The organism is Pantoea sp. UBA5923 (assembly GCF_002431095.1).
GTDB lineage: Bacteria > Pseudomonadota > Gammaproteobacteria > Enterobacterales > Enterobacteriaceae > Pantoea > Pantoea piersonii.
This window is the reverse complement of the sequence record NZ_DJDN01000021.1, coordinates 19,212-25,713: the sequence shown is the minus strand read 5'-3', so window position 1 is coordinate 25,713 and position 6,502 is coordinate 19,212. Positions and strand designations below refer to the sequence as shown.

The 6,502-nt window shown below is 57.8% G+C and carries 6 protein-coding genes; 2 read left to right on the top strand and 4 right to left on the bottom strand.

Features of this window, described 5'->3' with window-relative positions; translation table 11 throughout:
- From B3797_RS05645 to B3797_RS05635, 3 genes are all read right to left on the bottom strand, one after another.
- Nucleotides 1-447: MFS transporter (locus B3797_RS05645; protein ID WP_311790606.1), on the bottom strand; the 447-nt coding region annotated here is incomplete at its 3' end.
- Between the two features lie 81 nt (nucleotides 448-528).
- Complete coding sequence (gene pyk / locus B3797_RS05640) at nucleotides 529-1,971, bottom strand: pyruvate kinase (protein WP_120453852.1); 1,443 nt, start codon at nucleotides 1,969-1,971, stop codon at nucleotides 529-531.
- Between the two features lie 106 nt (nucleotides 1,972-2,077).
- Complete coding sequence (locus B3797_RS05635; protein ID WP_311790605.1) at nucleotides 2,078-2,956, bottom strand: MurR/RpiR family transcriptional regulator; 879 nt, start codon at nucleotides 2,954-2,956, stop codon at nucleotides 2,078-2,080.
- Nucleotides 2,957-3,326: 370 nt separating this feature from the next.
- Here B3797_RS05635 and zwf point away from each other — a divergent pair, with 370 nt between their 5' ends.
- The gene (zwf, locus tag B3797_RS05630; RefSeq protein WP_311782321.1) at nucleotides 3,327-4,802 is read left to right on the top strand and encodes a glucose-6-phosphate dehydrogenase; all 1,476 of its coding nucleotides are present in this window, start codon (nucleotides 3,327-3,329) and stop codon (nucleotides 4,800-4,802) included.
- Between the two features lie 176 nt (nucleotides 4,803-4,978).
- Nucleotides 4,979-5,617, top strand: coding sequence for a bifunctional 4-hydroxy-2-oxoglutarate aldolase/2-dehydro-3-deoxy-phosphogluconate aldolase (locus tag B3797_RS05625; protein WP_311790607.1), 639 nt, complete (start codon nucleotides 4,979-4,981; stop codon nucleotides 5,615-5,617).
- A 36-nt stretch (nucleotides 5,618-5,653) separates the two neighbouring features.
- Here B3797_RS05625 and purT read toward each other — a convergent pair.
- A partial coding sequence (gene purT / locus B3797_RS05620; RefSeq protein ID WP_311790604.1) for a formate-dependent phosphoribosylglycinamide formyltransferase occupies nucleotides 5,654-6,502 on the bottom strand: 849 nt, incomplete at its 5' end.

Sequence of the window (6,502 nt, the reverse complement as noted above, 5' to 3'; positions counted from 1 at the left end):
CGCGACGTTCGCCATCAGCGCCATAACGCGTACCGCCAGCGCCTCGTCAAAGGCTTCCTGAATCGCCGCATAGCTGACCGCGCCGATAAAGCAGAGGCTAATGCCCTGAATAAAGCGCAGCGCGACAAATTCTCTGATGGAACCGACCCAGGTGGTTAATACGCAGGCCACAATGAAAAAGAGAATGCCGCCCAGCATTACCGGACGACGGCCATATTTATCGGAGAGCGGCCCAAGCAGCCATTGCAGCACTACGCCGCCGAGCAGATAGGCGGTCAGCGATGTGGATACCCATTCCGGGCCGACGGCAAACTCCTGAGTAACCAGCAGCATACCAGGCTGGATCATGTCGTGTGCGATATAGGTGGCGAATTCAAACAGCACCAGCGCCAGCGGAAACAGCAGCAGGCCTGCCGTGAGTTTGCTGACGGGTTGATAGCGCGGCATCCAGACTCCTTTTAGGAAAATAAAACGCGACCGCCAGGCGGTCGCGTTGTTTACAGCTTCAGAACAGCGGCTGGGCGCGCGTTAGTCTACGCGCAGTACCCGGCTGGTATTAGTGGTGCCGGTTGCGCCCATAACGTCGCCCTGCGTCACAATGACCAGATCGCCCGAAACGAGAAAGCCTTTATCGCGCAGCAGATTGACCGCATCGTGTGCAGCCACCACGCCGTCATTATCGCTGTCAAATAACACCGGCGTCACGCCGCGATAGAGCGCCGTGAGGTTCAGGGTGCGCTCATGGCGCGACATAGCGAAAATCGGCAGGCCGGAGGTAATGCGCGACGTCATCAGCGGCGTGCGGCCTGATTCGGTCATGGTGATAATGGCGGTCACGCCCTGCAGGTGGTTCGCCGCATACATAGCCGACATCGCGATCGCTTCTTCGATATTGTCGAAGGTCACTTCCAGGCGATGCTTGGATACGTTCACGCTGGGGATCTTTTCCGCGCCCAGACAGACTTTCGCCATTGCGGAAACGGTCTCTGCGGGGTACTGACCGGCGGCGGTTTCCGCTGACAGCATAACGGCGTCGGTGCCGTCGAGTACGGCGTTAGCGACGTCCATCACCTCGGCGCGCGTCGGCATCGGGTTGGTGATCATCGACTCCATCATCTGCGTGGCGGTGATGATGGTGCGGTTCAGCTGGCGCGCGCGGCGGATAAGCGCCTTCTGAATACCGACCAGTTCGGGATCGCCGATTTCAACGCCCAGGTCGCCACGCGCCACCATCACCACATCGGAGGCGAGAATAATATCGTCCATCGCTTCCTGCGTCGCGACCGCTTCGGCGCGCTCGACTTTCGCTACCAGCTGCGCTTCACAGCCCGCTTCACGCGCCAGACGACGCGCATAGTTCATATCTTCGCCGCTGCGCGGGAAAGAGACCGCCAGGTAATCGACGCCGATCTTCGCGGCGGTAATAATGTCCGCTTTGTCTTTTTCGGTCAGCGCTTCAGCCGACAGGCCGCCGCCGAGCTTGTTGATGCCTTTATTGTTGGAGAGCGGGCCGCCAACGGTCACTTCGGTGAACACCTTCATGCCCTGAACTTCCAGCACCTTCAGCTGCACGCGACCATCGTCGAGCAGCAGAATATCCCCCGGCACCACATCTTCTGGCAGGCCTTTATAGTCGATGCCAACTTTCTCTTTATCGCCTTCGCCCTTGCTCAGGCTGGCGTCCAGCAGGAAACGGTCGCCCACGTTGAGGAACACTTTGCCCTCTTTAAAGGTCGAAACACGAATTTTCGGGCCCTGTAAATCGCCCAGAATAGCGACGTGACGACCCAGCTTCGCGGCGATTTCGCGCACTTTATTGGCGCGCAGCTGATGATCTTCCGGGGTGCCGTGAGAGAAGTTGAGTCGAACAACGTTTGCGCCTGCGGCGATGATTTTTTCCAGATTATTGTCGCGGTCTGTGGCCGGGCCGAGGGTTGTAACGATCTTGGTTCTTCTAAGACGTCTTGACATGAAGGACTCCGTTGACAAATTTGCGTATCCCCTAAAGTGGACAGGGCGTGATGATTATTCTAACTGAAGGAAAGCCTGTGATACGACTCACATTGTAAATGTGATGTTAATTTTTTTGTTTCGCTGCGTTTTCCATGGCGAGGGGCTTATCGAAACGCGAAGCTTTCAATGCCTCTTTAACCCGTTTCAGATTCTCACGAAACGCGCCGCCGCGCTCGAGTATAAACCCGGTCGCCAGCACGTCGATAACGGTGAGCTGCGCCAGGCGGGAAACCATCGGCAAATAGACATCGGTATCCTCCGGAACATCAAGCGTCAACGCCAGCGTGGCGACCTCCGCTAGCGGAGAGGCGGGAGAGGTAATGGCTATCACTGTGGAACCGTTTACACCGGCAAGGCGAGCCAGTTCTACCATATTTTTCGTGCGGCCAGTATGCGAAATTAAAACAAAAACGTCGTCTGAACGACTATTTATACAACTCATGCGCTGGATCACAATATCCTCGGACCAGACGACAGGCAGATTAAAACGCAGAAATTTATTAAAGGCGTCGTGCGCCACCACCGCTGAGGCGCCCAGACCAAAGAACGCCACTTTTTGCGCCTGTGACAGCGCCGCTACCGCCTGCTGCACCACGGCGAGATCGAGCTGGTTGCGTACGCGTTGCAGACCGGCCAGCGCCGAGTCGAAAATTTTATGGCTGTAACCCTCGGTATCGTCATGCTCATCCACGTCGCGGCTGACCCAGCTCAGCCCTTTTGCCAGGCTCTGCGCCAGCTGCAGTTTGAAATCGGGGAAGCCCCGGGTGCCGAGCCGGCGACAAAAGCGATTCACGGTAGGCTCGCTGACGTCAGCGGCGCGCGCCAGGCGGGCGATGCTGGAGTGTATCGCCTCCTGCGGAGCGGCGAGGATCTGCGCGGCGACCTTACGTTCCGACTTGCTGAACGTCGCCAGCTGCGCCTCAATTTTTTCCTGAATGTTCATAACCCAATGACCATTATCGCTTTTATCGATGCCAGCAATGGCTGGCCGAGAGACCATAAAAGCGTGAATATACCGCGTTCACCATGACTGCGCGCAAGTATGGGTAAGCCGATACTGAAAATTTTTGTCATAATTTGAGCCGGATTCGATTTTGCCGGACAACGGCCGCAACGCTACAGTGGGTAAAAGCGCACGCAGTATCACATCGGCACGCCTTATTCCGTCCAGAGTTAACTCTGCGGACCAGCATAGAGTCAGGTTTACCTGACCCCCTGAAATAAGTACATTGTGCTGAAAGAAAATTACAACACGGACCCGGTGGATGAGGATGCACACGCCAACGGGATCATCCTGCAATGAGGAGAGGAAAATGGCGGTAACACAAACAGCCCAGGCATGCGATCTGGTGATATTCGGCGCAAAAGGCGATCTTGCGCGCCGGAAACTGTTGCCTTCACTGTATCAGCTGGAAAAAGCGGGACAGATCCACGAGGAAACCCGCATCATCGGCGTGGGACGCGCCGACTGGGACAAAGCAGCTTATACCAAAGTGGTGCGTGAAGCGCTGGAAACCTTTATGAAGGAGAAGATCGACGAAGCGCTGTGGGACAAGCTCAGCGGCCGTCTCGACTTCTGCAACCTCGACGTCAACGATACCTCCCATTTTCCCAAACTGGGAAAAATGCTCGATCAGGCAAAACGCACCACCATTAACTATTTCGCGATGCCGCCAAGCACCTTCGGCGCTATCTGTAAGGGGCTGGGCGCAGCGAAGCTGAACGCCAAACCGGCGCGCGTGGTGATGGAGAAGCCGCTTGGCACCTCGCTGGAAACCTCGAAAGAGATCAACGACGCGGTAGGCGAGTTCTTTGACGAGAGCCAGGTATTCCGTATCGACCACTATCTTGGTAAAGAAACGGTGCTGAACCTGCTGGCGCTGCGCTTCGCTAACTCTATCTTCGTCAATAACTGGGATAACCGCACTATCGATCACGTGCAGATCACCGTGGCTGAAGAGGTGGGCATTGAAGGACGCTGGGGCTACTTCGATCAGGCTGGCCAGATGCGCGATATGATTCAGAACCACCTGCTGCAGGTGCTTACCATGATCGCCATGGCACCGCCGTCCGATCTCAGCGCTGACGCGATTCGCGACGAGAAAGTCAAAGTGCTGCGCTCGCTGCGCCGTATCGATCAGACTAACGTGCGCGATAAAACGGTGCGCGGCCAGTACACTGCTGGCTTCGTGCAGGGTAAAAAAGTGCCGGGCTATCTGGAAGAAGAGGGCGCCAATAAATCCAGCTCAACGGAAACTTTCGTCGCCATTCGCGTTGATATCGACAACTGGCGCTGGGCGGGCGTTCCGTTCTATCTGCGTACCGGCAAGCGTCTGCCGACCAAATGTTCCGAAGTCGTGGTCTACTTCAAAAACCCGGAGATGAACCTGTTCAAGGATTCCTACTCCGAGCTGCCGCAGAACAAGCTCACTATTCGTCTGCAGCCGGACGAGGGCGTCGATATCGAGATCCTCAACAAAGTGCCGGGTCTGGATCACAAGCATAAACTGCAGACCACCAAGCTGGATCTGAGCTACTCCGAGACGTTCAATCAGTCGCATCTGGCGGACGCCTATGAACGTCTGCTGCTGGAGAGCATGCGCGGCATCCAGGCGCTGTTTGTGCGTCGCGATGAGGTAGAAGCGGCATGGACCTATGTCGACTCCATCATTGAGGCCTGGGCCGCCGACGGCGACTCCTCCAAGCCTTATCAGGCTGGTACCTGGGGGCCGGTGGCGTCCGTGGCGATGATCACGCGCGACGGCCGCTCGTGGAACGAGTTCGAATAATCCTGAAATCAGCCCGCCGCGTGCGGGCTTTTTTGTACCTTCCCGCAGGAAAGTGAACCGCAGTTTCAAAAATTATTCTGGGCGGATAGACGATGCGGAAGGCGATCCTGTATGGTAGTGACGCATTGATGGCGCGGCACACGGCAGGCGCCGGTATGGATAAGCAAGGGGAACCGATGAAGAACTGGAAGACGAGTGCTGAAAAGATTCTGACCACTGGACCTGTGGTGCCGGTGATCGTAGTGAACAAGCTGGAACATGCGGTGCCGATGGCAAAAGCGCTGGTAGCGGGCGGCGTTCGCGTGCTGGAAGTGACGCTGCGCACGCCGGTGGCGATGGATGCGCTGCGCCTGATGATTAAAGAAGTGCCGGAAGCGATTGTCGGCGCGGGAACCGTGATCAACACGCAGCAGCTGCAGGAAGTGACCGAAGCGGGCGCGCAGTTCGTTATCAGCCCCGGCGTCACAGAGTCGCTGCTCAAGGCCGCGGTAGAAGGTCCGGTGCCGCTTATTCCAGGTATCAGCACCGTTTCCGAACTGATGACCGGCATGGATTACGGCCTGCGCGAATTTAAATTCTTCCCGGCGGAAGCGAACGGCGGCGTTAAGGCACTGCAGGCGATCGGCGGCCCCTTCCCGCAGGTGCGCTTCTGCCCGACCGGCGGCATTTCGCCCGCTAACTATCGCGACTATCTGGCGCTGAAAAGCGTGCTCTGCATTGGCGGCTCCTGGCTGGTGCCAAACGACGCGCTGGAGACGGGCGACGGGGATCGCATTACGCGTCTGGCCCGTGAAGCGGTAGAAGGCGCAAAATAATCATCAGCGGTGAGCAGGGCGCTCACCGCATTATGATTAGCCTTCGACGTTAACCGCCGCCGCGCTGGCGATAGCGCGCGCGACGGCCTCATCGGTATTCTCACCGCTCGCCAGGGCAACGCCGAGACGGCGCGAACCAGCGATTTCCGGCTTGCCGAACAGGCGCAGCTGTAGTCCCGCCCCCAGCGCCGCTTCCACGTTAACGAACTTCAGATTCTGGCTGTGCAGCTGCGGCAGGATCACCGCCGACGCCGACGGGCCGTACTGGCGAATACCACCAATCGGCAGACCAAGGAAAGCGCGCACGTGCAGGGCGAACTCGGAGAGATCCTGCGAAATCAGCGTAACCATGCCGGTATCGTGCGGGCGCGGCGACACTTCGCTAAAGATCACCTCATCGCCGCAGACAAAGAGTTCAACGCCAAACAGGCCGTAGCCGCCCAGCGCCTTTACCACTTCACCGGCGATCGCCTGTGCGCGCTGCAGCGCAACGTCGCTCATCTGCTGCGGCTGCCAGGATTCGCGATAGTCGCCATCTTCCTGACGATGGCCGATGGGCGCGCAGAAGTGAAGACCATCAACCGCGCTCACGGTAAGTAGCGTAATCTCGAAATCGAATTTGACGACCCCTTCAACAATCACACGGCCGGCACCTGCGCGTCCGCCTTGCTGCGCATACTCCCAGGCGTGGTCGAGCTGGCTGGCCTCACGAATAAAGCTCTGGCCTTTGCCTGAGGAGCTCATCACCGGCTTGACGATACAGGGAAAGCCGATCTCCGCCGCCGCCGCTTCGAAACTGGCCTTGCTGTCGGCGAAACGATAGCTGGAGGTAGGCAGCCCCAGATCTTCCGCCGCCAGACGGCGGATGCCTTCACGGTTCATGGT

Coding starts and splice junctions, on each gene's coding strand:
- B3797_RS05625 (WP_311790607.1), top strand. CDS start 4,979: ATGAAGAACTGGAAGACGAGTGCTGAAAAGATTCTGACCACTGGACCT.
- B3797_RS05635 (WP_311790605.1), bottom strand. CDS start 2,956: ATGAACATTCAGGAAAAAATTGAGGCGCAGCTGGCGACGTTCAGCAAG.
- zwf (WP_311782321.1), top strand. CDS start 3,327: ATGGCGGTAACACAAACAGCCCAGGCATGCGATCTGGTGATATTCGGC.
- pyk (WP_120453852.1), bottom strand. CDS start 1,971: ATGTCAAGACGTCTTAGAAGAACCAAGATCGTTACAACCCTCGGCCCG.